Origin of the sequence: Pseudonocardia sp. CA-142604, assembly GCF_050948475.1 — a bacterium.
Taxonomy (GTDB): domain Bacteria; phylum Actinomycetota; class Actinomycetes; order Mycobacteriales; family Pseudonocardiaceae; genus Pseudonocardia; species Pseudonocardia alaniniphila.
Genome location: NZ_CP192045.1, coordinates 6,637,858 through 6,663,929 on the forward strand (window position 1 = coordinate 6,637,858; position 26,072 = coordinate 6,663,929).

A 26,072-nucleotide genomic window follows, 5' to 3' on the forward strand; every position below is an offset into this window, starting at 1 on the left:
GGGGGCTGTCCGCAGACGACGCAACGGCTCGGATCGTGGCCGCCCTGGTCCCCCGCCCCCAGTCCTCGGCCTGACGGCACCGAACCCTCAGCGCGGAAACATTTCCTGTTCCAGTCCTGTGGGAGCGGATCCCCGGCAGCGGTGCTCACATCGCCAGCCGGCCGGTGTCATTCCGTATTGCCGCTGGAAGGCCCGTTCGAACGTCCTGAGGCTGACGAACCCGACCGCAGCCGCGATGTCCGACGTCCCGAGCCAGGCGCACCTCGGGTCGGACAACATCACCTGTGCCGCGAGCAGCCGCTGCTCGCGAAGGTACGCACCGGGCGTCGTCCCGATCCGTGCGAACAGGCTGTAGGCGTAGCGGACCGACACATGGTGGCGCCGCGCCAGCTCCTCGACCCGCAGGCGCGGATCGGCCAGGTGCTCGCGCGCATACATCTGCATCATCTCGAGCAGCACCTCATCAGGACCGTCCCCGCCCGGCACGGCAGGGGTGACGTCCCGCAACACCATTGTCAGCAGCTCGATCGCGGCTCGCCCGGCGTCCAGCCGCTGCCCCGCGGTGAGCCCGTCGGCCACCTCGAACAGCCGATCGAGATAGCCGGACAGCATCTGCATGGCCGGCCCTGCCGGGGCCACGCTGCGCGCACACGCCTCGGTGATCTCAGCTGGGCGCATCGGGAGCAGCTCCCGGGAGAACTGCAGGTTCATGCACTGGCTCTCCTCCGACGAGAACAGCTCCCATGGGCGAGCCCCCTCGTACAGCACTCCGGTACCGGACACCAGCTCCGCGAAGCGGTCGTGCTGGTGGACGTGGCCCCGACCGGCCCCGTACACGCAGAAGCGCAGCAGGTGGCCGCCCGATGTTCTCGTGGCCAACCGTGGGGTCCGGGTGGTCCGCAACGACCCTCCGGAGTTCGTCCGCGAGAGTGTGACGGCCTCACCCAGCCCGTGTAGCGCCAACCGCCCGCGGTAATCGGGACGCGTTTGCATGATCACCGGCATCTCGCGGGCGACGCCTTCCAGATCCTCACCGGAGAACTCCTGGACATGCACAGCTCCGAGGCTAACTCCGGCCATCCGCCCAGGTGGGGATCGCGTCCCGCCGCCGGCTCCCCGTCAGCGCGCCGAGTCCTTGATCGCCACGTCACCCGCGGGCGGGGTGCTCGGCGCCAACCAGATCCCGGCGATCGCATCGATCAGCCCGGTGGCGGCGGCGCGCCAGGTGGCTCGGGGGGTCGAGGTGCCGTCGGCGAGTGCGCGTTCGCGCTCGGCGGGAATGTGCACCATGAGCTGACGCACCATGTCTCCGCGTTCGGTCCGCACCTCGGGCTGCAGCGCGGGCAGGCAGCCGTTGAGCCCGTCGAGGGCCTCGACGAGCGACGGAGACGTCAGCGTCTCCTCGGACATGATCTCCCGCAGTGCGGGGTCGGTCATCACTTGCGCGCTGAACCGGGCGAACCACGTGGGGCTGCCGAGCGCGTCCAGATGTTCGGTCATCGGCCGCACGATGCATGCGACCCAGTCGCGGACCTCGGTGGAACCGGCCGTCACGGCCACCATCGCCGCTCGGATCCGATCTATGTCTGCGGTGTGTCCACGCACGATCGTCCGCACAAGATCGAACTTGCTGCCGAAGTGGTAGCCGACAGCCGCGGTGTTGCCCTGGCCCGCGGCCTCGCCGATCTGCCGGTTGGACACCGCGTAGACGCCGTGCTCGGCGAAGAGCCGCTCCGCGGTGACCAGGATGATCTCTCGGGTCGCGCTCGCGCGGTCCGCCCCCGCCGATCTCCAGGTCACGGTCAGCACCTCACCGGCAGCTCGCGGAGTCGGCCGGGCAACGGCGAGCACAGAGCCTGCTCACCTGCCTGGTGCTGCACTACGCGCCTCCTCGAGATTGATCGTCCACGGACGCAGCCCAGTCAACCGCGCCTGTTAGTGTAAATCAACCGGGTGATTTAAGCCGCTCCGTCACGTCTGCGCAGTCCCACGAGGGAGACGCATGTCCGCTGTCCATCAGGCCTCCGCCGATCCATCGCACGCAGATCGGCACAAGGCCGAGACCGTCGCCCGGCCTCGCCCCAACGCCGTGGTCGCCGTGCTGGCCTTCGGCGGGATCGTGGTCGCACTGATGCAGACCGTGATCATCCCGCTGGTCCCGCAGCTGCCCACGCTCCTCCACGCTTCGGCGTCCGAGGCCGTCTGGGCCGTCACCGCGACCCTGCTCGCCGGCGCAGTGGCCACGCCGACCATCGGGCGGCTGGGCGACATGTACGGCAAGAGGCGGCTGCTCCTCGTCAGTCTGGTCATGTTGGTCATCGGATCGGTCGTCTGTGCGCTCAGTGACAGCCTCGTCCCGATGGTCGTCGGACGGACCTTGCAAGGCCTCGCGGCCGGTGTGATCCCGCTCGGGATCAGCATCATGCGCGACGAGCTCCCCGCGGAACGGCTCGGCTCCGCGACGGCCATGATGAGCGCGTCTCTCGGGGTGGGCGGCGCACTCGGGCTTCCCGCGGCCGCGTTCCTGGCCGAACGCACCGACTGGCACGTCCTGTTCTGGACCGCCGCCGGCCTCGGCGCGCTCGTCGCCGTGCTCGTGGTGACCGTTGTGCCCGAGTCCCCCGTCCGTGCCGGTGGGCGATTCGACTTCCTCGGAGCCGTCGGACTCTCGGCGGCACTGGTGGCTCTGCTGCTGGTGATCTCCAGCGGCGCGGACTGGGGATGGGGCAGCGGGCTGACCCTCGGCCTGGTTGCGGCGGCGGTCGTCGTACTGGCCTTCTGGGGCCGATGGGAGCTCCGGACACCGCGACCGCTGGTGGACCTGCGCACCACCGCACGTCCCCAGGTCCTGCTCACCAACATCGCCTCGGCGGTGTTCGGGTTCGCGATGTTCGCGATGTCGCTGGTGCTGCCACAGCTGATCCAGCTGCCCGCGAGCTCGGGCTTCGGGCTGGGGCAGAGCATGCTCGCCGTCGGCCTGATCATGGCACCGAACGGGCTGGTCATGATGGCGATGGCTCCCGTCTCCGCTCGCATCTCCCGCACCCGGGGGCCGAAGGTCACGCTGATGTGGGGTGCCTTCGTCGTGGCCGCCGGCTACGCGCTGGCCATCGTGCTCATGTCCGAGATCTGGCAACTCGTCGTCGTCTCCAGCATCATCGGCGCCGGTGTCGGCCTTGCCTACGGGGCGATGCCCGCCCTCGTCATGGGCGCCGTCCCCGTGTCGGAAACCGCCGCCGCCAACAGCCTCAACACGCTCATGCGCTCCATCGGCACCTCGGTCTCCAGCGCGGTCGCCGGGGTCGTTCTCGCACAGATCACCATCACGATCGAGGGCGCCACCTTCCCCTCGCAGGATGCGTTCCGCGTCGTCCTGGCGGTCGGGTCCGGCGCGGCGCTCCTCGCGCTCGTCATCACCTCCTTCATCCCGGGACGGCAGCGCAGCCTGCCCCTGCAGAAGGTGTCTGCACCCATCGAACCGGACCCGACCGTGTCTCTCGCCGGACGAGCGGCAGACGCACTGGAGTCCGTCGGGCAGGCCCATGGCGAGCCGGCGCGACCCGCGACCCGAGCCGTCACGGGCACGGTCGACGGGACCACCGGACCCACGCCCGCCCTGGTCACCGTCACCGCGCACGCCACCGACGGCAGCGTCGTGAGCAGCACCGTCGCCGACGCGCACGGCCGATACCGGCTCGACGCCCTACCCGTGCAACCACTGACCCTCGTCACCGTCGAACACCCGGCGATCCACGAGGTCGTGACCGTCGCGGCGGGCACAACCCAGCAGCACGACATCGCCCTGCCGGTTCTGCAGCGGCACTAGGAAGGACATCCCGTGACGGACCAGCACGATGTCTTCGCCGGGCCCATAGCCACCGACGAAGCACCCTCGGCATCGCTCACCGGCCGAGTCCACAGTGCAACGAGACCGCTGTCCGGCGTGACTCTCACACTGACCGACGGCGTCGGCAGCCAGATCTCGCGGGTGATCAGCGGTGAGGACGGCCGGTTCCGGTTCGACAGCCTCCGACCCGGCCACTACATCCTGATCGCCCGCCGACCTGGTTACGAACCGCACGCCGTCTCGGTGACGGCGACGATCTTCGACCGAACAGGCTCCACGCTGATCGATGTCGAACTCAAGACGATCAGGAGCATCACCGGGATCGTTCACGACACGCAGACCGGCCGCCCCGTTCCGGCCGCCGCAGTGCTCGCGCTCGATCCTGCAGGCGAGGTCATCGCCAGCACCATGTCCGACCCCGACGGCCGCTACCGCCTCGACGGTATCGCCACGACGACCGTCACGATCGCGGTCGCGACTCCCGGCGCCGAACCGGTCGCCCGCGTGATCGAGCTCGGTGCCGCGACCGGCTCCGACCACGTCGTCGACCTGCCCGTCCAGACCCTCGGCATTCTCACCGGCACCGTCACAGCGGCCGGGCAGGCCGTCCCCGGGATCACCCTCCACCTGCACGATCAGCACGGACGCACGGTCGACACGACCGTGACCGATGACCATGGCGCGTACCGCTTCGACAACGTCCCGGCCGGCCGGTACAGCGTCCGCAGCGCCACCAGCCTTCCGCACGCGGCTGCGATAGGAGCGCACGACGCGGTCAGCGACGTGACACTCACCGGCCTCGGAGACGATTCACCGCAGTAAACGTGTTCCCGGCCGGCCAGGCTGGTCGGTCCGCGGCTCATCATCCGACGACGCAGTGTCGCGGTGGGGGCGCGGCGTTCACGGTGCGGTCCGGGATGTGATCGACGCACACGCCGTTGTGATCGGATGCGGGGCGGCAGACTCCCCGCCGCCCGCGATGAGCGGCGCCGCCGTCCCTGGCCGAGCCTCCTCCCGCCCGAGGTAAGCCCGCGGCCTGACCTCCACCGGCAACGACCGGTCTCGCATCTCCGGGGTCAACCGCGGATTCCCGACAACGATCTTTCTGCACCACAAATAGCCTGACGTTTACTTTTCGGTGGGCTCCCCAGCCGTGAGGATCAATCTTATCGACCACTCACGAAGCCGTCGACGAGATCATGGCCACACTTTGCTCCCCCTGCAAGAGGGTCGAACTTCGCACTCCGGCCACATGTGCTCCGGCCATATGGGTGCATTTCCGCCGGTCTGCCCGAAGCTGATGCGCCGGCGGATCGCCGAAAGCACGGAGTACCGCAAACGACACCAGTTTCGTAACATGCCGCCTATTTACGCGCCAACTGGACTCATGTCACCCGCTGGGTGGTCAGCCGTGCAGCGGTTCAGACTGGAGCGTCCTTTATCGTGGCCACGGCCGGTGGGTCTCACAGCGGCCAGAGCACTGCGTTTAGGAGTTCATTACGATGCGCGAAACACAGACGATCGGCTAGTTCGGTCGCATTGGGGGAGATTGGCGGCCGAGAGGCGTTCAACAACCGGTAGGAGACGGATCTTCGAGGCGCGTCGGCCAACGGCGATCGTGGCGCATCGATCAACCGCAGATGTTGTGGTCGAGCGGCCGACCTCGTCGCAATGCGCGACGTGGCGAGCTCATGGTGTCGGAGGTGCTGAGATTGTTGTCCAATTGTTCCGGTCGACTGTTGCCGCTGGATGAACGGTGCGCAATGGCCGAGCGAGTGGAGTGTTCCTCGAACAAGGTGGACGCATCCGCGAGAGACCTCGGACAGACCGGGGCGCCCGCGGCACTTTCCGCTCCAGCGGCGGCCGCACCATGATCGATGAGTTCAATCCCGACGAGCACCGCAGCCTGGTGGACACGTGGCTGCGCGAATACGTTTCGGTGGGCGACCGACGGATCGGCCGATCCGGGCCCGTGTGCCCCTTCGTTCCTCGTGCGCTCAACGAGCACGCCTTGGAGACTCACATACGATATGACATCGACGGCTCCGACGAACCGGAGCTGATCAGTACACTGCAGACCGAGATCCGCGAATTCGGCACTGCGGGCCACCCACCGCGCAGTTCGGGAGTCCTGCTCGACAGCAGGCTGATAGTCATGCCACGCATGGGCCCTGAAGGCTGGGAGCGCTTGGATGCGGTGTATGAACGCCTGAAGGACTTCGCCGTGCAATCCGGGGTGATGGTCGGACAATTCCATCCGAACTGCGACGAGAGAGCGTTCCGGAATTCAGGTTTCAGAGTCTCGATCGCCCCGGTCGCGCTGCTCGCGATACGACACATGGCACCACACGACATCCTTTTCTTGCACGACTCCGAACGATGGTTCAGAGAATACCATCGACGCTTCCATTCATATTTCGAGCGTGGCCGCGTACGCGACCCACTCCTGATCTCGCTGTATAGCCGCGCACGTGATCGCCATGACCTTTCGACGTAGCCGGGGCCGAAATCCGTACGCCGTCGCCGTCCTCACCGGAGAGAGATTCGCGACATGAACGATCACGAACCTTCTGTCCTTTTGGTCGATGATGTCTGGGTTGCGCTACCCGAGGAGCTCCGCGAAGAGTTGCTCACCCGCCGCAGGTCTTCGACGGGATGGAAGGGCTACAGACGCCAGGAATGGGACGGCAGGCACTGGGAACCGCTCCGGCCGGTGATCATCAGAGAACGGGCCTACCGCGGCCTCGGGTGGCTCACGGCCCGGCTGTTGCACCTGGCCGTCGAGGCGTGCCGTCGCCGTGCCGCCACGCTGGGCGAACTACACCGGGCACTCCGCTTTCCCCATGAGCTCCAGCTGATGGATCCCGATCGCCCGCTGGTGGCCGCAGAGCTCACCCGGTACGCCCGTCCCGACCTCCTGGTCGAGCAGGGTCAGCCACGCTTGCTCGAGTTCAACAACAGCACACGGCTCGGGGGCGACACGGTGACGCCCCGGCTCGCGGAGGCCTACGCCCGATTGTGGCCGGAGAGCGGTCTGCACCCGCCGCCCTCCTGTGTGACCGCCCGCTCCGCGGCGTTGGTCCGGACGCTCGGCTCCCAGCTCGGGAACGGCCGTCCACGTCGGATGCTCGTCCCCGCGTGTTGGGGGATCGACGCCAACGGAACGCGCCGTCGCCACGAGAGGATCAAGAAGCTCGTCCTGGCCGATGCTGAGCGGGTGGGCCTGGAGGTCGTCCAGGCCGACCTCGTCGATCTCGGCATCAACGCCGCTGGTCGACTGCTCGCCGCCGGTCTGCCGATCGATCTTGTCATGTTCCAGTGGGGCAGCGACCGCATAGTGGACGACGGCGGTGGACTCGCCGCGCTGCGTAGCGCCGACCGCGCCCGAACTGTGGAGCTGTTCCCGCGTACGGAGTCGGCCCTCATCTCCTCGAAGGCGGTCCTGGCCTGGCTCCATGAGGACTGTGACGCGGGCCTGCTCGACCCGGCGGACAGCGCTTTGGTCCGCACCCACGTTCCGTGGACCACCTGCCTGGGCCTGGACGGAGATCCGGCCGTGCCCGAGAAGCTGCTACGCATGGCGGCCGACGAGCGCGACCGGCTGGTCTCGAAGCCCGCCGTCGGCAAGTCCGGAAACGGTGTGCTCTTCGGAAGTCAGACGTCGGAGCAGGACTGGCTCGCGGCCGCTGTCCATGCCGCCCGCGAGTCGCCGATGGTCCTCCAACAGCGCGTCGAATCCGACCGCATGACGATGCCGTTCCTCGATCGGGACTCCGGGCAGGAGATCGTGGCGCAGGTGCCGTATGTGCTCAGTCCGTTCATGATCGACGGCGGGGCGGCGAGTGTCGGGGTGCGCCACATGGGCCCGGGCGTTCGTGCCGGAGACGTGGTGATCGGTGCCAGTCGAGGCGGTTTCCAGAGCACGGCACTCATCGCGCCGGATCCGGTGTGAGTTACTCGTCCGTCCACGATTCGGCCGTCAGCGGGTCGTAGAGTTCCTCGATCTCGTCGCGGTACCACTCGGCGATCACCGTGCGTTTCAGCTTGAACGTCGGCGTGAGCTGACCCGCCTCGCTGCTCCATTCCTCCGGGAGGAGGGCCCAGTTCTTGACCTGCTCGACCCGTGAGAGGGCAGCGTTGCCCGCGCCGATGCACCGGGCCACCTCCAGCCGCACCCGTCCATCGGCCACCGCGTCGGCGATCGAACGAACCTTGATGTCCCGCGCTGCACACCACTGCGCCCAGCCGGGATCGAGGGTGACCAGGGCCACGAGACAGGGCTTGTCATCACCGTGCACGTAGACCGACCCGACCAGGTCGGAGCCTGATGACAACGCACCCTCCACGCCGGCGGGTGAGATCGTCTTCCCGGACGCGGTGTTGATGAGTTCCTTCTTGCGACCGGTGATGCGCAGGTATCCGTCGTCGTCCAGGGCGCCGATATCGCCGGTGTGCAGCCAGCCCGCCGCGTCGATCGCCTCCGCCGTCGCCCGCGGCTGGTTCAGATAGCCGGGGGTGATGTTGGGCCCTCTCGCCAGTACTTCGCCATCCGGGGCGATCCTCAGGTCGATGCCGGCCAGCGCGCGCCCGACGCTGCCCAGCCGCGGTGCGTCCAGGGGACTGTGCGCGAGCATCGCGCAGGTCTCGGTCATCCCGTACACCTCGATGATGGTGATTCCCATCCCGGCGAAGAACGCCACCACCTCGGCCGGCAGCGACGCCGCACCACTGACCGCGAGCTCCACCCGATCCAGACCGAGCCCCGCGCGCAGCCGCCTATAGACGACTCGCTCCATGAGCGGACACCGGAGGCGGGTCCACCAGCGTGCGTTCTTCCCGGTCAATCGTGCGGCGCCGACCTCGCGAGCAACCGAGATCGCCGAGTTGACGAGGAGACGCCGGAAACGGCTCTTCTGATTCGCCGCTCGTTCCCGGATGGCGCCGTACATTCTTTCCCAGACCCTCGGCACCCCGAGGAACAGGTTGGGCCGGGTCGCCGGGAGTATCTGAGGCAACTTCGCGGTATCCCGAACATAAGTGACCGTGATCGCCCGCGCCAAACCTTGGTAGTGCGAGAACAGCCGTTCCGCCACGTGAGCCAACGGCAGATAGGAAACCGTCGACCACCCGATCGGAACCGGACCGCCGAGATGTTCGACGAGCTGCCTGTTCACCTGCTCCATCACCCACAACGCGGCGGTATGGGTGATGATCGTGCCCTTGGGAAACCCCGTCGTACCCGAGGTGTAGACGATGGTCAGCGGGTCGCTCGGGTGCATCTGGTAGCTGGCGTAGTCGATCTCGGGCCCGCGCTGACCAAGCTGCTCCGAGGCGACGGCCACCAACTGCTCGAACCGTTCCACGCCCAGCGGCGGCACGACATCCGGTTCCAGGTCGAGCACGAGCACGTACCTCAGCCTGGGCAGTTGCCTCTGGATAGCCAGCCACGTGGGCAGCCGGACGGCATCGACGACCACCACCGACGCCGCCGAGTCCGCCGCAACCCAGGCAAGCTGCTCGGCGGCCAAGCTGTTGTAGTAGCTGCAGGGAATGGCACCCGCCATCACCGCGCCGACATCAGCAAGCACGTGCTCTGCGCGGTTGACCATGTGCAGACCCACGACGTCGCCGCGGCCCACCCCCAGGTCCAGCAGCACCAGCGCGATCGCCCGAGCCTGAGCCCGATACTCGGACCAGCTCAACCGGATCTCGCCGTCCACCAGGGCGAGGGCATCGGGATGCTCGATCGCGTTGCAGTCGACCAGGTCCAACAGGGTGAGGCGTTGGTGCCGGTTAGCCACTACCGCCAGACCTCCTTGTCCGAACGGGTGATCCTGACGCACGGGCAGTATTGGCCAGTCACCCGAACGAAGCAACTGGCCCGCCCGGGCTGTCCGAAATGCCGGAAGCCGTCGTCACGGGCTGCCGATGTCCTCACGGTGGTCCCCTGGCGTCGCCCTGACCGGCGGCGCCAGGAGTCCGTTCCTCGCTGCCGGGACTTACCGCGGATCAGCAGCCGGTATCAACACTGCTTCTCTGAGGAGATCTTGTCGTCGAAGGGCTGGCTGAGCTGCGCCACGGTGACACCCGCAGGAACTTTGACCTCCGACCCCTGGAAGTTGGCATTGGTCCAGAAACACATGTCCTTGCCCGTGTTATTGGCAATGGATGTGATCTTGTCATTGAGGTCCACGGTGGCAAAGTTGCTGAAAGATCCTTCCAGCGAGGTGAACTCTCCCCGGAAATTCGCCCCTTCGTAGACCGTGAGCTCGTTGGGCCTTCCGTCGACGGAACCGGAGCCCGACGACTGCCCGCCCGAGCCCTGCCCACCTGATGACCGCCCACCTGACGACTGCCCACCCGACGACTGCCCGGATGCGGCATTGCCGCCCGTCGGGCTCACGGTCGACCAGTTGTTGGCGACACCCTGACCGTTGATCTGGCCGGGCTGTTGGTCCTGCCAGTAGTAGTACATCGGCGATCCGTTGATGGTCACCTGGTAGGTGCCGTCGGACCGCTGGACGTAACCGACGCTTGAGGCGTTGACTCCGGCCGTGTAGATCTTCGCGGAAGGCCCGACCACCAGCGGCGGAAAAGTCGCCGCACAGTTGCTGTCGCAGGTGGACTGCGGGGGGTTCGTGCTGTCCGCGGCGGAGCGGTACAGGGTCATGCCGGCGCTGTCCGTGACGTAGACGCCGATCTGGGGGTTGTTGACCGCCTGAAGTTGAATGCTGGAAGCCGCGCCGTGATTGGTGGGCAGCGTCAGGGTGCCGGTCGTCGGGCCCCCGAAAACCTGCACCTGCCCTACCGAGTTCGCGATCGGAGGCGGGCTGCTGCCGACCACCTGCCCGAGCGCTCCCGCCTGCGGGAGCGGCACGGCCGGAGCGGCGGCCTGGAAGCTGCAGGCGGTGAGCGCGGCGATGCTCACTACGGCGACAGCCCCGTACCGAACTGCGCGGATGAGCTTCTTCATGTGGATCTGGATCCCCCGGGTCTGCGGGCCGGACACCCCAACCCGATCTTCGGGGCACACGGATCAAGATCGGACACGGTTCAACCAATTCAGTTATTCGCATATGTCGACGCCGGACCTGGCCGCGCGCCACACCGTAGGTATGTCTGGCGACCACCTCCCATCCATTTATCGTTCATCAGGCGTGCTTTCACGCTGCTGCTGATCCGGACGCACGATGAACGACTGACCGCACTGTTCACCGGTAGATCCCACAACGAGGCCCCGGTGATCCCACGACAGACGCAGCGCTTGGCCATGGAACTCAGAGGACTGCTCGTCGGTCTCAGCCAGGGCGTCATCCTCGGCCTGACCGGGTCGGTCTCCGAGCGCTACTTCGCCGCCACCGCCCGCGCCCTGATCACACCGGAAGTACTCGGTCCGCCCGACCCCGCACCGGCGCCCCATGCCCGCCGTGAGCCGACACCAGCGTGTGCGCTGGAGGGGAGGCCGGACGCATGTCCGATTCCTTCGAAATTCGGCTGGATCCACCCGGCTACGTCGAGCCGATCGTCCTCGACGAGCTAAATGCGGCCTGCATGGGAAGTGGCAGTGATCCCGGCCTCTCAAGGAGAGAAATAAAAGAGATATGTCTGATCTACGTAATATGGAATGAGATACAATTTACTGCCGCGTCGAGACGCCGTTCTCAAGGCCCCAGCCTCGACGCTTGTGATCGCCACTGCGACTCTTCCATACCGCTATCGCAAGCTCCGTCCCACTGACGGTGATCACCTACGGAAGGCGGCACCATATGACCGATACCCCTCGCCTCGACGTCCCGATCCGCGATGTCTGGGATGCGCTGCCGGAGCAGCTGCGCGCAGAGTTCCTCGCCCGTCGGACGGAGTCGACCGGGTGGAATTTCCACCAGCTTCAGGAATCGGACGGCAAATACTGGGAGCCACTCCGGCCGGTCGTCATCGGAGAACGGGCCTACGGGCGCCTCGATTCGATCACAGCTCGGCTGTTGCACCTGGCGGTGGATGCGTGCCGGCGGCGTGCGTCGACCGTGGGTGAGCTGAAGCGGCTACTCCGCTTTCCCGATGCGCTGCTGCTGATGGATCCTGATCGTCCGATCGTGGCCACAGAGCTCATCCGGTACGCACGTCCCGACTTCCTGATCGAGCAGGGGCGACCCCGGCTGCTCGAGCTCAACACCCTCCCTAACCTCGGCCGCAGCGTCACCTTGTGCCCCCAACTGGCGGACGCCTACGCCCAGCTGTGCCCGCACAGCGGCCTGTACCGGCCACCCTCTACCGTGGCCGCACGTTCCGAGGCGCTGGTCCGTACGCTCCCTGGCGAGATCGGAAACGGCATCCCGATCCGGCTGCTCATGCCCACTTACAAGAAGATGAAATCCGGCACCGGCAAAACCAAGTCACACAAAACGGCCAGACGTGCCGCCGTGGCCGACGCCGAGCGAGTGGGCTTCGAGGTGGTGCAGGCCGATCTCGCCGAACTGCGCCTCGACACCACCGGTCGGCTGCTCGCCGCCGACGTGCCGATCGACGTCGTGCTACTCCAGTGGGGCGGCGGCATCGTGGAGGACGGCGGCGGGGTTGCCGCATTGTGTGGCGCTGACCGGGCCCAGACGGTCGGACTGTTCCCGCGCACGGAGTCGGGGCTCATCTCGTCGAAGGCGATCCTGGCCTGGCTGCACGAGGACTGTGCTGCGGGCTTGCTCGCCGCCGCCGATCAGGAATTGGTACGCGAGCACGTTCCATGGACCGCATGCCTAGGCCTGGACTGTGACCCGGACGAACAGAAGGAACTGCTGAGCGTCGCAAGCGGCCGACGTGATCAATTGGTGGCCAAGCCCGCCTCCGGCAGTTCCGGAAAAGGCGTGTTGTTCGGCAGCCAGGCCGCGGAACAGGACTGGCCCTCAGCCCTCGTGGAGGAGGCGCGGACGAACCCGGTGGTCCTGCAGGAACGCGTCGTATCCGACCGCACGCCGATACAATTTCACGAACTTGACTCCGGTCAGCAGATCACCGCTGAGGTGCCGTTCGTGCTCAGCCCGTTCATGATCGACGGTGTGGCGGGGAACCTCTATCTGCGCCACATGGGCCCGTACGTCGCTGCGGGGGACCTGGTGATCGGTGCGTTTCGAGGCGCATACGAGAGCACAGTCCTGCTCGCCCCGGAGCCGTCCGTACCGGGAGCCGCGCGCGACTGACTGATGCTCGACGCTGGTTCCTGACGAACGCGCTCGCCTGGCGGACCGTGATCTCTGAGATCGTCGTGTCGGGCGATCAGTGGGCCCCACCGACGATCGGGGCGGAGATGGATGCGTTGATCTGCTCGAACGCCGTGCGCACCCGGTCGAGGTCCGCTCCGGCCGTCAGGAGCAGGCTCAGCAGGACGCGGGCTTTCGGGCCGTCGAGGAAGCCCGCGGGGATGAGTGGGCGGGAGAGCAGGTCTCGCTCCGAGCCGGGAAAGCTGTAGGTCCCCTGGAGTAGCTCACCACCGCCGGTGCGCGAGGCCAGCACGACCGGCAGCCGTGAGGCCAGGTCCGCCAGCACCGGGACGACGTGCGAAGGAACGTGACCGCCGCCGAATGCCTCGATCACGAGGCCGGCGTATCCGAGGGTCTCCACCTGCCCGATGAGCCTGGAGTCGTGGCCGAGAACGGACGTCAGAAGGGCGACGGGCGGCACCTCCTGCTCGTTCACCCCCGACGGGATGCCCTCGAGTGCGGGTGCGCGGAAGGCGATTCGCGGCCGACCCTCGCTCATCCATCCGAGTCGGCCGGCGGTCGGCGAGTGGAACGTGGCCGGGCTCGAGGTGTGGGTCTTGCGCACGAACCGTGCCGCGTGGATCTCGTCGTTCAGAACGACGAGGGTGCCCAGGCCGGCTGCGTCCGGGGCCGCCGCCACCTGCACGGCCGCGAGCAGGTTGGCGGGTCCGTCGGGCCCGGCGAGGGTGGGGTTGCGCATAGCACCCGTGACGACGACGGGACGGTGATCACGCACGAGCAGGTCGAGCGCGAACGAGGTCTCCTCGATCGTGTCCGTGCCCTGGGTGACGACGGCACCACTCGCTCCGGCCTCGAAGCAGTCGGTGATCTGCGCGGCCAGCGCGATGATGTCCGGCAAGGTCAGGTCGGAGGAGGCGACCTGGCGGAACGAGACGGTCTCCAGCTCGGCGACCTCCCGTAGCTGTGGAACCGCCTCCACGAGATCGCCGGCGCCGAGCCGGGGCGCCACCCCGCCCGCAGCCCCTCCATTCGCGTTGGTCGATGCGATGGTGCCGCCGAGGGAGAAGACCACCACTCGGGGCAGTCCGGCATCTCGGTTCACATGTCACCTCACCCTTCACCTGATGGCGAGAAAAGCGTGGAAGGAACGCTCCAGCAGCTCGGCGTCGAGATCGTGGGCGATGAGCACGAGCCTGCTGCCTGGCGGAACGGCGCCGGTGAGGTGCTCCGGCCGGTGCACGACGTGCTGCACCCCGTTGAGCGCGACCGGCCCGGCGCCGTGGACGTCGAGGACGCCTTTGACCCTCAGCACGGCCGGACCGTGCCGATGCAGCAGGAGGCTCAGCCAGATGGCGAAAGCCTGCCAGTCCAGGGGCTCGTCGGTCGCCAGCTCCAGGGTGGAGACGGCGCTGGTGTGCGCCGGGTCCGCGGAGCCCCCGGTAAGCGGGACCGGCGGCGTGGAGGCGGGCGCACCGGTCGGCACCTCGGTGCGCAGCAGCTCACCGGCTGCCGTGACGCTGACCGTTGTGGTGGGGACGATCCGGCGCAGGCTGCGGACCAGGTCCTCGACGTGCTCGGGTTCGACCAGGTCCGCCTTGGTGACCACCACGTCGTCGGCCGCGAGCAACTGCCGCATCGCGACCTCGTGGTTCTCGATGCTGTCCAGACCGGTGAGGGCATCGACCGTGACGCAGATCCGCGCCAGGGCGTAGTGATGCTTCAGGACGGGGTCGTTCGCGATGGTGAACGCGATGGGCCCGGGATCGGAGAGCCCGCTGGTCTCGATCACCACGTGGTCGCGGCGCGGCGCTCGGCCGCTCTGCTCGGCGTCGAGCAGGCCGGCGAGGGCCTGGGCAAGGTCGTCACGGCGGGTGCAGCAGGCGCATCCGCCGGACACCACGACCGGCCGGTCCCCGTCGACGCTCAGGAGGACGTCGTCGACGAGCGTCTCCCCGAAGTCGTTGAGTATCACCGCGGGCGCGTGATCACCGGCTCGGTCCAGCTCGCGGCGCAACAGCGTGGTCTTGCCCGATCCGAGGAAGCCGCTGAGCAGGGTGACCGAGCGCCGAGCGCGTCCGGCCGGGGAAGGCTCGGCGGCGGGCAGGCCGAGCAGCGTCATGCCGGATCGTCCGGGGCGATGGCAGCCAGGAGGTCGGGATCGAGCACGTCGATCTTGCGCGATGACAGGCGTTCGGCCGCCTGCCAGACGGCGGGCAACGCGGCGGCCACCTCCGCCGACCCCTTGCGGTCGGCGATCACCCGGTGTGCTCCCTTGCCCGGGTCCGACACGGTGAGGCCGTACGGAGCCAGCACCGCGGAGAGGATGCGCGTGCGCCTGTACCGCGGGCGGCCGGGCATGTCCGGCGTCTCACCGACGGACACTCCGTCCGTCCAGTGGTCCTCGGGAGCCAGCTCGTAGCACAGCACGCACATCGCAGATCAGTGTTCCTTCGGGTTTGCGGTTGTCGCCTGCGGGGTCCGGCGGGGGCGGTACGGCTCGGGCCGGCCGGCCCGCCCCCGCCTGCCGATCAGGAACCCGGCATGAACGGGCTGCCGTCGGGGCCTGGGTAGGCGTAGCGCTTGCGGAAGTCGTTCGCCGCATCCTCCATGGTGACCCAGCTGACGCCTTCGTGGCCGTTGATGTACTCGATCAACCGCTCGAGCATCAGCAGCACCTGGGGGCGGCCGGAGACGTCGGGGTGGATGGTGAAGGCGAAGACGCCGTAGTCCTGCTCGCGGTACACCCAGTCGAACTGGTCCTTCCACCAGGCCTCGACGTCCCGCGGGTTCACCCAGCCGGCGCTGTTCGGGGCACCCTTGATGAACATCATCGGAGGCAGGTCGTCCATGTACCAGTTCGCGCCGATCTCGACGAGGTCGATCACCTCACCGCGCTGGAGCGGCTTCATCCATGTGCGGGCCTCCTGCGAGTAGTCGATCTTGGTCCAGGAGTCGCCGATCCGGGCGTAGAACGGGACGAAGTCGTGCAGGCCCTGTCCGTGGTCGTAGGTGAAGCCGTACTTCTGCAACAGCGCCGTGGTGATGTTCGACATCTCCCACCACGGCGGCACGTAGCCGCGAGGGGCCTTGCCGCTGACCTTCTCGATCAGCTCGACGGTGTAGGCGAGGACGTCCTCTTCCTGCTTGGGCGTCATGGCGATCGGGTTCTCGTGGGAATAGCCGTGCGCGCCGATCTCGTGGCCGGCATCGACGATCATCTTCACCGAGTCAGGGAACGTCTCGATCGAGTGCCCGGGGATGAACCACGTGGCCGGCAGGTCGTACTTCTTGAAGAGCTTCAGAACCCGCGGGGTGGCGATCTCACCGGAGAACATTCCTCGCTGGATGTCCGAAGGCGAGTCCTCACCACCGTAGGAACCCAGCCATCCTCCGACGGCGTCGATGTCGACGCCGAACACGCACTTGATGTCCTTGGGCATGTTCATCTCCTTGTAGTGGACGAACCGCTGAGGTGAACCACGACCTCCTCGGCGGTGAGGGGATCGGCGTATTTCGCCGTCATGTCGAACAGGTTCGCCTCGTGCGGGCCTGCCGACCGGTCCGCGCAGCAGTCCGTGACGACGAACGTGGGGAAGCCGTGCTGCACGGAGTCCACGACGGAGGCGCGGACACACCCCGATGTGGTCGCACCCAGCACGAGCACGCTGTCGACCCGGTTCGCGACGAGCAGTGCGTGCAGCGGCGTGCCGAAGAAGGCGGACGCGCCACCCTTGGCGATCACCGGCTCGCGGGCGAGCCTGCCCAGGCGCGGATCGATCTCGACCCAGGGTGAGCCGACGGTCAGCTCGCCGAGCGACGGCACCTTGCGCAGCCAGGTTGTCGTGGCACGTGCACCCTCGTCGTAGGCGATGGTCGTGAAGGCCACGAACAGCCCGTGCTCCCGGGCGGCGTCGAGCACTTCCCGCGTGCGTTCGACCTCGGCTGTGGTGTCCGAGCCGAGCGGGCACTCGGGGTCGGTGAACCCGCGGCAGAAGTCGACGACCACGATCGCCGGCCGCTCTCCCAGTTCGAAGCGGCCCGTGAACCCCGCGCTCCGGTACGTCTCGCGGGTGGCATCGTCGGCTGCGTCGAAGGTGCTCATCGCATCACGTCCCCGGAGTTCGGTCCGAGCGTCTGACCCACACAGAGGATCACGACGTCGTTCCCGCCGTCATCTCCCGCCGATCCATGTCGAGAACGGTGGCGCCGAGGACCTGGACGCCGGTGACGATGTGCTCGAGCTCGGACCACTCGTCCGGGCAGTGGCTCCGACCGCCACGGGAGGGCACGAAGATCATCCCCATCGGGCACAGCCGGGCCATGTGCACGGCATCGTGCGTCGCGCCGCTGGGCACCGGCTCCCACGCGATTCCGAGCCCATCCGCTGCTGCGGACACGACCTCGTGCACGTCAGCGCTCGCGGGGACAGGGGCGTTGTCGGTGGACCACTCGACGTCGACGTCGACCCCGTAGCCCGCCGCCGTGGCCCGGATCTCCTCGGCCAACCGGCGGGTGGCAGCAGACAGCCACGTGGTGTCCACGCTGCGGATCTCGGCGTGCATCCGTACCGCTCCGGGGACCACGTTGGGCGATCCGGGCTCGGAGACGAGCCGGGAGGTGGTGGCGACACCGTGCACGGGTGCACCGCAACCCTCCCGCCGGACGGCCAGCACCGCTTCCGCCGCCGCGACCAGCGCGTCCCGCCGGTCGCCCATCGGCATGGTCCCTGCGTGGTCCGGCCTGCCGTCGAACCTGGCCAGCAACCGCTCGATCCCCGCTATCGCGGTGACCACTCCGATCGGCGCGCCGCGTTCCTCCAGCAGCGGACCCTGCTCCACGTGCAACTCGACGTACCCGTGCAACGGCCGGGAGCTGGTCCAGCCCGCGCCGGGGACACCAGCGGGGTCGAGACCGAACGCCGCGTAGCGGTCGCCGAGTCGCCTGCCCTCGTGGTCATGGCGATCGAGGTCGGCCGCAGTCAGCTCACCGGCGAGCGCTCGGCTGCCCAGGCAGCTCAGCCCGAAGTCGTTGGACTCCTCCCCGAGAAAGTCCACGACCAGCAGGTCCCGCTCCAGCTCGACGTCATGCTCCGTCAGCTGCCGCACCAGTTCCAGGGCGCCGAGCACACCGACGGCCCCGTCGAACCGGCCGCCCGACTCCACCGTGTCGGTGTGCGATCCGGTGATCAGGCTCGGCGCCCCGGGACGTCGTCCGGGCCGCACCCCGACGATGTTGCCCGCCCCGTCGGTGTGGACCTCCAGCCCGGCGTCCGCCATCCGAGACCTGATCCACTCCCGCGATGCCCGATAGGGCTCGGAGAACACCGTCCTGGTCCAACCCCCGCTCTCCGGGTTCCGGATCCTCGCCAGCTCGGCGAGATCGTGCTCGAGCCGTGACGGCTGCGGCGTCAGCGACTCCGGCTTGGACGGCATTCTCAGCTCCTCCTTCCGCACGAGAGACCGGCCGCGGGACCCTCCGTCACAGCGTCGAGCGCGCCAGGAACCGGCCGCGACCGCCCGCCCCGACGTACTTCCCGCCGCGGGCGACCTCCTCGCCACGCGAGTAGACCGCCTCCAGGGAGCCGGGCAGCGTCCATCCCTCGTAGGGCGTGTAGTCCATGCGCTGGTTCTGGGTCTGCGCCGAGATCGTCGTGGTGCCGTTCGGGTCGAGCACCACGATGTCGGCGTCCGCCCCGCTGACGATCGCGCCCTTGGTCGGGAAGAGGCCGAACTGGCGGGCCGGCGCCGTGGCCGTCAGGTCGACGAACTTCTCCAGCGAGATCTGGTTCTTACGGACGCCTTCGGCGTACATGACGATCATCCGGTGCTCGACGCCCGGGCCGCCGTTGGGAATCGCGCGGAAGTCGGCCGCTCCCAGTCTGCGCTTCTCCTCCAGGCAGAACGGGCAGTGGTCGGAACTGACGACGCCGAGGGTGCCGGCGCGCAGCCCGCGCCAGAGTGCGGCCCGGTGCTCCTCGGTGCGCAGCGGTGGCGTCAGCACCACCTTGGCTGCCTCGAAACCGGGCGCGTCGTAGAGTGAGCGGTCCAGCGTCAGGTAGTGCGTGCACGTCTCTCCGGCGACCGCGTGGTCCTGGGATCGCGCCTCGGCGACGGCCTCGACCGCGCCCTCGGTCGACAGGTGCACGAAGTAGATCGGCGAGTCGGCCATGCGCGCGATCTGGATCGCCCGGCGCACGGCCTCGATCTCCGTGGACGGCGGCCGGGAGATCTCGTGCGATCCCGGGCCGGTCTTCCCCGCGGCCACCAGGTCGGCGGCGAGGCGGTCGATGACATCGCCGTTCTCCGCGTGGACACACACCTGCCCGCCGATCCGGCCCGACTCGCGCAGCACGTTGAACAGCGCGCCGTCGTGCAGCATGAGCGTGCCGCGATAGGCCATGAAGACCTTGAAGCTGGTGACACCGGTCTGCATGATCTCCGTGAACTCGTCCACGGCGCCGTCGTAGAGATCGGTGACGCACATGTGGAACCCGTAGTCGACAGCAGCGCGCCCCTGCGCCTTCGCCCGGTGCTTGTCCAGGGATTCCAGGAGCTTCTCCCCCGGCCCCTGCATCGCGAAGTCCACCAGCGTGGTGGTGCCGCCGCACGCCGCTGCCCTGGTGCCGGTCTCGAAGTCGTCGGACGTGGTGGTGCCCATCATCGGCGAGTCGAGATGGGTGTGCACGTCCACGCCACCCGGGAGCAGGAGCCGTCCGGAACAGTCGACCCGCTCCACGTCGTCGATCGGGAGGCCGGAAAGGTTGCCGATCGCCTCGATCTTTCCGTTGTGCACCAGAACATCCGCGTCGACCGAACCACCGCTGTTGACGACGCGCCCGCCGGTCAGCATCAGGTATGTCATTGCCAGGCCTCCTCAGAGGGGGTCAGGTGGGCCCAGGGCAGAGCCGCCTCCAGCGCTCCGGCCACCGCGAACAGGTCGACCTCCCGGAGCGTCTTCGCGACGATCTGCAGGCTTACCGGCATCCCGGAGCGCGTGAATCCACACGGCACCGAGCCCGCGGGGTTTCCGGTGAGGTTGAAGGGATAGGTGTAATAGACCCACGACACGATGTTGCGATCCGCGAGATCCGGCGGAACGTTCACGCCTGCCGCGAGTTCGGCAACGGGAAGAGTAGGGGTGATGAGCACGTCGTACGGTTCGAGGAAGGTTCTGAACCGCTCCCTGAGATCGAATCGCTTGAAGTGCTTGAGGAAATACTCTTCCACGGTCTGACTGTAGAGCACGTCTCCCAGAACCGCTGCCACCGCCGGATCCAGAAGTTCGGGTGTGTTGTCCAATGCGGACTTCAGCTTCGCGCCCACTCCTCCGTAGAACTCCGCGTTCCAGAGCTCGATCGGATCCTCACCGAATACGCATTCGACCGTTTCGATGTGACAACCGGCATCCTCCAGCCGCCCGACCGCCGACGTCGTGACCTGGCGGACTTCGTCGTTCAGGCGCGCGTACCCCAGAGTCGGGCTCCAGGCGACCCGCAGGTCCGCAACCCCTCGCCCGCAAGCACCGACGAAGTCAGGTACCGGCTGCGCGACGCTTGCTGGGTCCCGAGCATCGAACCCCGACAGCACCTGCAACAGGTGGGCGGCGTCCCGAACGGTCCTCGCGATCGCTCCCACGTGACCGAGCGAGGGCGTGGCGCTGGCCGGGAAGACCGGCACCCGGCCGTACTGGGCCTTGATGCCCACCAGGCCGCAGAGCGCCGCCGGGATCCGGCAGGACCCGCCGCCGTCGGTCCCCAGCGCCACCGGGGTGACACCGCCCGCCACGCTGGCGGCGGCTCCCGCGCTGGATCCGCCTGTCGATCTGCCGGTGTGCCAGGGATTGCGGGTGATGCCGGTCAACGGGCTGTCCCCGCCACCCGCCTTGCAACCGAACTCCGTTGTGGTCGTCTTGCCCAGAATGCACGCGCCCGCAGCCCTCACCCGGCTGACCGAGGGCGCGTCCGCTCCAGCCACGTTGCCTGCCATGACCCTCGAACCGAAGGTCGTACGAACGTCAGCGACGTCGATCAGGTCCTTCACCGAGATCGGCACCCCGAGAAGCGGCCCGGCGACAGCACCTTTGCTCACTTCCGCGTCCGCCTCGCGGGCGGCCTCCAGCGCCAGCTCGGGAGTCCTCGTGACGAACGCGTTGAGGGTCGGCTCCACGGAGTCCAGTCGGTCGAGAGCGGCGCTGACCACCTCCACCGCGGATGCCTGCCTGCTCGACACGAGGTGGCTGATCTCCAGCGCCGTCATGTACGCAAAGTCAGTGGCCATCAGCGGATCGCTACTCCTCGAGGATCGCGAATGCGCGGGTCGGGCCCCCGGTGCCGTTCGCCAGAGCGAGCGGCACCCCGTAGAACATGAACTCCCCCTTCCCCACCAGCTCTTCCAGGTTCACCAGCCACTCGTAGTGCGTGATGCCCCGGTCCCGGCAGACGCGGTGGTTGTAGAAGTAGTTGTGGTTCGGCGCGTCGGTGGACGGTCCTTCGACACCGTGCACCTTCGAGCCCCGGTCCGCCAGCCAGTGTGTTGCCGCCGTGCTGATGCCGGGATTGCTCGTCACCACCTCCGGCCTGGGGTAGTGCCGCTTGTGCAGGCCGGTGTTGAGAAGAACGATGTGGCCGTCGACCCTGACGCCGGACGCTGCCTCCGCCCGCTCCAAGTCCTCGACCTCGATCATTCCCAGATCGGGAATGTACGTGAGGTCGAAACACACGGCCTTACCGAAGAACATCTCCAGCGGCATCTCACCGATCTTCATGCCGTCCGGTTTGACGTGGAAGAACGAGTCGACGTGTGTGCCGATGTGGTCGAGCGTCCCGATGTAGGACGTCGCCATCGACATCGGGTCATCGGGCACCCCGAGGCCGAGCTCGGCGCTGTCCTCGTGGCGGATATGCGGGACGTGGACCGGCCGCTGGAAGAACTTGTGGCTCGGCATGTTGTCGTCTATGGGCAGGGACAAGTCGATCACACGTTGGGTCATCGATGAGAGCTCCTGGAAGTTTGACGGAAGGGCATCTCAGTCACGCCGCACCTGGTGGGGCGAGACATTGCGCGCGCCGAGGATGATGATTCCCGAGGCGAAGATCGGCAGGCATCCCCAGATGAACGCGGCCTGGTCCCAGCTGTGGCCGCTGGCGAGCGCAAAGGTGATCAGCAGGCCGCCGATCACGGCGCCGATCTGACCAGCGGCGTTGATGATCGACCCGCCCGTCGCGCGAGTGTGCACGGGGAAGCTCTCGCCGTTGAAGAACAGCAGCGCCGAGTAGGGGCCGATCAGGAAGAACAGACCGGCGCTGTACAGGGCGATGATCAGGCCGTAGCTGCCGTCCGGGGCCAGCAGCATCCCGCTGAAGGAGAGGCCGGAGAAGATCCAGCCGATCGCGATCGTGTTGCGGCGCCCGATCCGGTCACCCAGCCAGCCGTGGAAGAGGTAGCCGGCGAACGCGGTGGCGTTGGAGATGATGAGGATCGCCAAGGCGTTGTCGAAGCTGATGTTCTTGCCGCTCTCTGCGGTGAGCAGCGACGTGCCGAGGATGGAGAACGTCAGGACACCGAGCCAGCTGAGCAGGAAGGCGGAGCCGATCACGAGCGTCGACCGCAGCGCCTCGCCCGTGAACGCCGAGGTCAGCGGCGCCGAGCGGTTGGCCAGGTCGATGCCCGCCGCCTCCGCGAGTGCGGTGGCCTCCTCGCCCCGGCCCTGGTCCATGAGCTTCTCGGCCTCGTGGCGGACGGCGAACTGCGGGCTCTCCTTGAGGTAGCGGGCGGCCCACACCATGAAGATGGCGGGGAACACCGCGACGATGAAGCAGAGTGCCCAGCCGCCCACGGGGAACAGCAGGTAGATCGACAAGGCCGCCAGCACGGAACCGACGGGCCAGCCGGACTGGACCAGCGAGTAGATCAGGCCGCGGCGACGGGCCCTGGCCGGGTCGGAGTACACGTGGGCGAACATCTCGTTCAGGTACGTGGCGTTGATGGCCTGCTCGGCGTAGCCCAGACCGGCGACGGACCGCACGAGGATGAGCAGCACGATGCCGAGGCCTGCCACGGCGCCGACCACCCAGCCGGCGACAGCGGTCATCGCCGACGCCAGCGCGGCGCCGATGACCGCGATGATGATGCCCTTGCGGCGGCCGAGTTTGTCGACGAGCGGGCCGACGCCGAAGGCGACCAGTGCGGTGCCGATGGTCACCCAGGTGTTGATCCCCGTCGACTGGGAGGAACTCCAGCCATGATCTTCGGCAAGCTTGGGGAGGAGGTTGCCGAACAAGACGAAGTCATAAACGGCAAATGTCCATGCGAAGAAACAAACCCATGTTGCAATCTTCACGTCCCGTTCGGTGACGCGAGGCACCTGCGATATCCGTTGCGCTGAAGCATCCATTGCTTCCACTCCGTTTCGAACAGTCCGCACCCGGGTCCGTAGACGTCATGGAGGTGCGCGACGACCCAGCGGCGCTGCCGGCGGACAGACCGAAGTGCACATGCGGTTCGTGAGCCGACGGCGCTGTGGCCCGCGGCTCGATGACCTCTTACATGTCTCGGGGTTACATGTCTCGGGTGACTCAGGCGAAGTCCACCGGAAGCGGATCGCCCCGGCCCACTCGATCGACGATGAGCGAGTAGTGCTCCGGCCGCCGGTGCGCGTCGAAGTCGAACACGCTCCGGCGGTACGGCTCGGAGTAGTCCAGGTCCACAGTGGCCATCACCACTTCGTCGCCCTCGGTACGTGCCTTTGCGAGGATCTCACCGGAAGGCGCGGCGATCGCGGATCCACCGATCATGTGGCAGCCGTCCTCACTGCCCGATTTGCCGGCGGCGGCCACCCACACGGCGTTCTGGTAGGCACCGGCACGCAGCGACAGCAGATGCGTGGCCATCTTGGCGTGCGGCTCCTCCTGCCACCCCGGCACCTCGATCGGAGTGTTGTAGCCCAGCACCACCACGTCGGCTCCCTGCAGGGCGAGCACGCGGTAGACCTCCGGCCATCGACGGTCGTTGCACAGACACATCCCGAAGCGGACACCGTCCACCTCGAAGACACCGAACCCGAGGTCGCCCACCTCGAAGTATCGCTTCTCGAGGTGCTGGACGGGGACAACGTCGAGCTTGTCCGCGTGGCCGGGCAGATGGATCTTGCGGTACTTACCGACGATGTTTCCCGTGGAATCCACGAGGATTGCGGTATTGAAGTGTTGCCCGCCGGGGGTGAGCTCGGCGTAGCCCAGGTAGAACCCGATCCGCAACTCCGCTGCGCGGTCGAAGAGCGGCTTGATCTCGGCTCCGGGCATTTCGGTCTCGAAGTACTGGTCCATGACCGCGACGTCGTCGGCCCAGTATCGGGGGAAGAATGTCGTCAACGTCAACTCGGGGAAAACTACGAACGAGGCGCCCTTATCGCGCGACTGCTCCAGCAGCTGGATGAGCCGCTGTACCGCCGTCGCCCGGCCCTCGGAAGGCTGTATGCCTCCGACCTGGGCCACCGCAAGATCGAACTTCCTGTCCATGGTTTCTTCCTCCAGGACGGCCACGCAAACGTTCGCTCTAACGTTTGCGTAACGTATGTCGCGACGTTGCCGTCGTCAAGGGACGTGCGCGCGGCGAGGACTCCCAGCGACGACCTCGGAGCGCCGCGGATGATCAGCGCCGGTTCGATTCGGTGACACGCCCACCGTGGAGGCGCGGGGGTACAGGGTCGGCTGCAGCAACCGGGACCGCACCCGGCGGCCGCGCAGCAACGAGAGCAGCACCCGCATGCTGAGTGCGCCCATCTCGAACAGTGGCGAGTGCACGGACGTCAGCGGCGTCGGCAACTCGGAAGCCACATCGAGGTCGTTGAAGCCCACGACGGCGACATCTCGCGGGGCTTCCAAGCCCCGGTCACGCATCGCGCCCATCACACCGACCGCCGCAAAGTCGCTCGCGGCGAAGATCGCGGTGGGTGGACGAGGTAACGACAACAAGTGATCCCCCGCCTCGCGGCCCGAGCGCACGTCGAAGCCCGACGGGATCACGTAGTCGTCCGGCAGCGGATACCCCGCCGCGGCATAGGCCCGCCGGAACCCGAGCGTCCGCTCCGCTCCGGTGCTGGCGTGCGGGTCTCCTGCCACGATCCCGATACGCCGGTGGCCGAGCGAGAGCAGGTGCTCGGCAGCCAGGCGACCGCCCTCCAGGTCGTCGGTGCTCACCGAGATCTCGCGGGGCATTCGGCGTGCCACCAGCACATAGGGCACGCCGCACCCGTGCAACTCCGAAATGAGATTGGAGTCCGTCCGCGAGTCCCCCACGATTATCCCGTCGACCTGGCGCGACAGCATGAGGTCCAAACGTGAGCGCTGCAGGTCCGGGCGGTCTCGCGTATTGACCACCACAGTGTTGTAGCCGGCGTCGATCGCCGTTTGGTCGATGCCGTCGTAGATGGTGGCCAGGACCACGTCGGTCAAGCGCGGCACCATTACGCCGATCATCTTGGTGCGCCCCGTACGCAAGGACAGGGCCGCGGCGTTGCGCCTGTACCCCTGCTCACCTGCCAACTGACGCACGCGCGTGACCGTCTCAGCGCTCACCCCGACGGGGTTCTCGCTCAGCGCGCGGGACACCGTCGAGACGTGCACGCCCAGCTGTTCGGCCAGCAGAGCCAGTGTCACGGTCCCGCGAGGAGCGGGAGACTTACGGCTCGACATACGATGAATTCTGCCGCAGCCGACGCCTCCCGCGCCCGGGAGGTACACGGTCGGTACAACTAGGTCGTCAGCCGACACGCGTTGCACGACCTCCACCGATCCGCAGACCCATTTCCCGACGGAATCGCCGACTTGCCTCCCGGCGTCCGCCGCACAACAGCCGTGCACACCGGTCCCGACCTCTGTCTCGTTGGAGACGATCGCGAAGCGGGCGCACAACCGGTTTCGAGACTTTCGTCTTCTTCGGAAAGCATCCGATCAACGCGATGGCAAGAATGCCGAGCTTTGGTACCGTCGCAGCGTATATGTTTTGTCAAGGCGA

General features: G+C 67.5%; 21 protein-coding genes. 5 read left to right on the plus strand and 16 right to left on the minus strand.

Annotated elements, in window-relative coordinates; translation table 11 throughout:
• Positions 1 to 87 precede the first annotated feature (87 nt).
• On the minus strand, positions 88 to 1,056 hold the full coding sequence (locus tag ACQPZQ_RS30085) for an AraC family transcriptional regulator (protein ID WP_433286313.1): 969 nt from the start codon (positions 1,054 to 1,056) through the stop codon (positions 88 to 90).
• Between the two features lie 63 nt (positions 1,057 to 1,119).
• A complete protein-coding gene (locus ACQPZQ_RS30090; RefSeq protein WP_433299418.1) occupies positions 1,120 to 1,806 on the minus strand; it encodes a TetR/AcrR family transcriptional regulator in 687 nt (228 codons plus the stop codon).
• Positions 1,807 to 2,002: 196 nt separating this feature from the next.
• Here ACQPZQ_RS30090 and ACQPZQ_RS30095 point away from each other — a divergent pair, with 196 nt between their 5' ends.
• The 4 genes from ACQPZQ_RS30095 to ACQPZQ_RS30110 all read left to right on the plus strand — a co-directional run bounded on the left by ACQPZQ_RS30095 (position 2,003) and on the right by ACQPZQ_RS30110 (position 7,799).
• Positions 2,003 to 3,826 carry an MFS transporter gene (locus ACQPZQ_RS30095; protein WP_433286315.1) on the plus strand — a complete coding sequence of 608 codons (1,824 nt, stop codon included), beginning with the start codon at positions 2,003 to 2,005 and terminating at the stop codon, positions 3,824 to 3,826.
• A 12-nt stretch (positions 3,827 to 3,838) separates the two neighbouring features.
• Positions 3,839 to 4,669, plus strand: a complete 831-nt coding sequence (locus tag ACQPZQ_RS30100; protein WP_433286316.1) for an MSCRAMM family protein — start codon at positions 3,839 to 3,841, stop codon at positions 4,667 to 4,669.
• A 1,048-nt stretch (positions 4,670 to 5,717) separates the two neighbouring features.
• The gene (locus tag ACQPZQ_RS30105) at positions 5,718 to 6,344 is read left to right on the plus strand and encodes a DUF6875 domain-containing protein (protein WP_433286318.1); all 627 of its coding nucleotides are present in this window, start codon (positions 5,718 to 5,720) and stop codon (positions 6,342 to 6,344) included.
• Positions 6,345 to 6,398: 54 nt separating this feature from the next.
• The gene (locus ACQPZQ_RS30110; protein ID WP_433286320.1) at positions 6,399 to 7,799 is read left to right on the plus strand and encodes a hypothetical protein; all 1,401 of its coding nucleotides are present in this window, start codon (positions 6,399 to 6,401) and stop codon (positions 7,797 to 7,799) included.
• A gap of 1 nt (position 7,800) precedes the next feature.
• On the opposite strand, the gene ACQPZQ_RS30115 is transcribed toward ACQPZQ_RS30110, so the two are convergent.
• Together ACQPZQ_RS30115 and ACQPZQ_RS30120 are read right to left on the minus strand one after the other, a co-directional pair.
• On the minus strand, positions 7,801 to 9,648 hold the full coding sequence (locus ACQPZQ_RS30115) for an AMP-dependent synthetase/ligase (protein WP_433286322.1): 1,848 nt from the start codon (positions 9,646 to 9,648) through the stop codon (positions 7,801 to 7,803).
• Positions 9,649 to 9,869: 221 nt separating this feature from the next.
• The gene (locus ACQPZQ_RS30120) at positions 9,870 to 10,820 is read right to left on the minus strand and encodes a peptidase inhibitor family I36 protein (protein ID WP_433286324.1); all 951 of its coding nucleotides are present in this window, start codon (positions 10,818 to 10,820) and stop codon (positions 9,870 to 9,872) included.
• Positions 10,821 to 11,613: 793 nt separating this feature from the next.
• Here ACQPZQ_RS30120 and ACQPZQ_RS30125 point away from each other — a divergent pair.
• Positions 11,614 to 13,038, plus strand: coding sequence for a hypothetical protein (locus ACQPZQ_RS30125; RefSeq protein ID WP_433286326.1), 1,425 nt, complete (start codon positions 11,614 to 11,616; stop codon positions 13,036 to 13,038).
• A 76-nt stretch (positions 13,039 to 13,114) separates the two neighbouring features.
• On the opposite strand, the gene ACQPZQ_RS30130 is transcribed toward ACQPZQ_RS30125, so the two are convergent.
• The 12 genes from ACQPZQ_RS30130 to ACQPZQ_RS30185 form a co-directional block, all read right to left on the minus strand.
• The gene (locus ACQPZQ_RS30130) at positions 13,115 to 14,161 is read right to left on the minus strand and encodes an asparaginase (RefSeq protein WP_433286328.1); all 1,047 of its coding nucleotides are present in this window, start codon (positions 14,159 to 14,161) and stop codon (positions 13,115 to 13,117) included.
• A gap of 15 nt (positions 14,162 to 14,176) precedes the next feature.
• Entirely contained in the window at positions 14,177 to 15,178 is a 1,002-nt protein-coding gene (locus tag ACQPZQ_RS30135) for a CobW family GTP-binding protein (RefSeq protein WP_433286330.1), read from the minus strand.
• The gene (locus ACQPZQ_RS30140; RefSeq protein WP_433286333.1) at positions 15,175 to 15,492 is read right to left on the minus strand and encodes a hypothetical protein; all 318 of its coding nucleotides are present in this window, start codon (positions 15,490 to 15,492) and stop codon (positions 15,175 to 15,177) included. Before ACQPZQ_RS30140 ends, ACQPZQ_RS30135 begins: the two co-directional genes overlap by 4 nt.
• A gap of 95 nt (positions 15,493 to 15,587) precedes the next feature.
• Positions 15,588 to 16,499 carry a polysaccharide deacetylase family protein gene (locus ACQPZQ_RS30145; protein ID WP_433286335.1) on the minus strand — a complete coding sequence of 304 codons (912 nt, stop codon included), beginning with the start codon at positions 16,497 to 16,499 and terminating at the stop codon, positions 15,588 to 15,590.
• Positions 16,500 to 16,501: 2 nt separating this feature from the next.
• Complete coding sequence (locus ACQPZQ_RS30150) at positions 16,502 to 17,161, minus strand: isochorismatase family protein (RefSeq protein ID WP_433286337.1); 660 nt, start codon at positions 17,159 to 17,161, stop codon at positions 16,502 to 16,504.
• Between the two features lie 49 nt (positions 17,162 to 17,210).
• Complete coding sequence (locus tag ACQPZQ_RS30155) at positions 17,211 to 18,491, minus strand: M20 family metallo-hydrolase (RefSeq protein WP_433286339.1); 1,281 nt, start codon at positions 18,489 to 18,491, stop codon at positions 17,211 to 17,213.
• Positions 18,492 to 18,537: 46 nt separating this feature from the next.
• Entirely contained in the window at positions 18,538 to 19,920 is a 1,383-nt protein-coding gene (gene hydA, locus ACQPZQ_RS30160) for a dihydropyrimidinase (protein ID WP_433286341.1), read from the minus strand.
• Complete coding sequence (locus tag ACQPZQ_RS30165; protein ID WP_433286343.1) at positions 19,917 to 21,335, minus strand: amidase; 1,419 nt, start codon at positions 21,333 to 21,335, stop codon at positions 19,917 to 19,919. The genes hydA and ACQPZQ_RS30165 overlap by 4 nt, the downstream gene beginning before the upstream one ends.
• A gap of 10 nt (positions 21,336 to 21,345) precedes the next feature.
• A complete protein-coding gene (locus ACQPZQ_RS30170; protein ID WP_433286345.1) occupies positions 21,346 to 22,047 on the minus strand; it encodes a cyclase family protein in 702 nt (233 codons plus the stop codon).
• Positions 22,048 to 22,083: 36 nt separating this feature from the next.
• Positions 22,084 to 23,451 carry an MFS transporter gene (locus ACQPZQ_RS30175; protein ID WP_433286347.1) on the minus strand — a complete coding sequence of 456 codons (1,368 nt, stop codon included), beginning with the start codon at positions 23,449 to 23,451 and terminating at the stop codon, positions 22,084 to 22,086.
• Between the two features lie 181 nt (positions 23,452 to 23,632).
• A complete protein-coding gene (locus ACQPZQ_RS30180; protein ID WP_433286348.1) occupies positions 23,633 to 24,574 on the minus strand; it encodes an N-carbamoyl-D-amino-acid hydrolase in 942 nt (313 codons plus the stop codon).
• 75 nt (positions 24,575 to 24,649) lie between these two features.
• Positions 24,650 to 25,750 carry a LacI family DNA-binding transcriptional regulator gene (locus ACQPZQ_RS30185; protein ID WP_433286350.1) on the minus strand — a complete coding sequence of 367 codons (1,101 nt, stop codon included), beginning with the start codon at positions 25,748 to 25,750 and terminating at the stop codon, positions 24,650 to 24,652.
• Positions 25,751 to 26,072 lie beyond the last annotated feature (322 nt).